At 37.2% G+C, this 1675-nt stretch carries 2 protein-coding genes; one reads left to right on the top strand and one right to left on the bottom strand.

Annotated elements, in window-relative coordinates; translation table 11 throughout:
• Window positions 1–23 precede the first annotated feature (23 nt).
• The gene (locus Q9R24_RS14950) at window positions 24–1304 is read right to left on the bottom strand and encodes a cation transporter (protein ID WP_138001017.1); all 1281 of its coding nucleotides are present in this window, start codon (window positions 1302–1304) and stop codon (window positions 24–26) included.
• A gap of 90 nt (window positions 1305–1394) precedes the next feature.
• Between Q9R24_RS14950 and cadR the strand changes: the two genes are divergently transcribed.
• Window positions 1395–1675, top strand: a 281-nt coding sequence (gene cadR / locus Q9R24_RS14945) for a Cd(II)/Pb(II)-responsive transcriptional regulator (protein ID WP_311215568.1), incomplete at its 3' end; no start/stop codon positions are given.

The following is a 1675-nucleotide window of genomic DNA, read 5'->3' as shown; positions in this document are numbered from 1 at the left end:
AAATAGATTCATTTTCGATACTCTTACTTCAAAGCCAAAATCTTTCGAGCACCATTAAGCACGAATAAAGAAACCAGGATGCCAATGATTAAGTCTGGGTAAGCTGATCCCGTCCACGCCACGAGTACACCGGCAAATATAACGCCCATATTTACGACAACGTCATTCGCCGAGAAAATCCAACTGGCTTTCATATGTGCGCCATCTTCTCGATGACCAGAAATAAGATATAAGCATGTCACGTTAGCTATAAGTGCGAGCAGGCCAATAACAATCATGAGCGTTGATTCTGGCTCGCTTCCAAACATGAATCGTCTAATGACATCAATAATCACGATGACAGCAAGTAATAACTGAATCCAACCTGCGAAATGGGCTGCTTTCACTTGATATTTCGCAGCTTTTCCGACGGCATATAGCGCAATACCATAAACGGCTGCATCGGCAAACATATCTAGAGAATCAGCAATCAATCCTGTAGACGCAGCAATAATTCCGCTGATGAATTCTATAAAGAAAAGTAGAGCATTAATGCCTAATAACAGTTTAAGTACTTTAGCTTGTCTCACAGGATCAGGTTCATTAGGTATATCGCCTGAAGAAAGCTGTGTTTCATCAAGTTTCGCCCCAAAACCCAGTCCTTCAAGTTTGGCCGTAATTTGCTGAATCCCTTCATTATGGAAGACTTTCAGTTTTCGATTGGGAAGATCAAAAGTAAGACCTTTAACTGCTTCAATATCTGCAAGAGCCATACGGACCATTTGCTCTTCAGCAGAGCAATCCATTTTAGGAATGGTATAGGTACTTGTTTGCTTAGCCTGTTGATTGCTTATATAAGTTTCAGTCTTCACAAGCTTTGCACCAAAACCCAAAGCTTCAAGTTTGGTAGTTATATTTTCATCTTTTTGATTATGTAGAACCTTTAAAGACCGGTTAGGTAAATCAAAGATGAGTTTTTGAACACCATCAATTGAAGATAGCGCCATACGAACCATCTGTTCTTCCGCAGAACAATCCATTTTGGGAACTAAGTATTCACTCATGTAGTGCGAATTTTTTAAAACGTCTTCAGTGCTTAAATTTTCTTTGGGATCAGAACCACAACAGGATTGAGCGGTATCTTCACAACTGTTTGAAGTGTTACAGCAAGGAGATGAAGATTTTTCTTCTTCCTCTTCACCACAACAGCTAAGCGTATTATTACAATTCTTTGAATTGTTTGCTTCTGCAATTGATGGATGATTTTCTTGTTGAGATTTCTTATCTTTGCATGGTGTTTCTTTACTACATCCACAACCACTCATAATTATACCCATTAAAAAAATTTATAAACTTTGAATATTAGAATCCCTATAGTTACTATAGAGTCAAGATTTTTTGGAAATACCAACTCAATGCATTTAAAAATTGGTGAACTCTCTAAAAAAACCTCATGTTCAGTATTAACAATTAGGTTTTATGAAAAGGAAGGTTTAATTCCGGAACCCGAAAGAACGGAAGGAAATTACCGCCTTTACGATATAGGCTATGTTGAGCGAATTAAGTTTATTTTGAATTGCCGAACTTTAAATATGAGTTTGAATGAAATTCGTCAATTACTCACCTATAAAGATAATCCCAAGAAAAATTGTTCAGATGTGAATGAATTAATTGACTTACATGTCAGTGCTATCAG

Source organism: Acinetobacter sp. RRD8 (assembly GCF_031844225.1).
Lineage (GTDB): Bacteria > Pseudomonadota > Gammaproteobacteria > Pseudomonadales > Moraxellaceae > Acinetobacter.
The sequence above is the reverse complement of the archived record's forward strand: the minus strand, read 5'-3'. Positions and strand labels throughout refer to the sequence as shown.

Excerpts from the sequence above, each read along its gene's own strand:
- Q9R24_RS14950 (WP_138001017.1), bottom strand. The coding sequence starts at position 1,304 with ATGAGTGGTTGTGGATGTAGTAAAGAAACACCATGCAAAGATAAGAAA.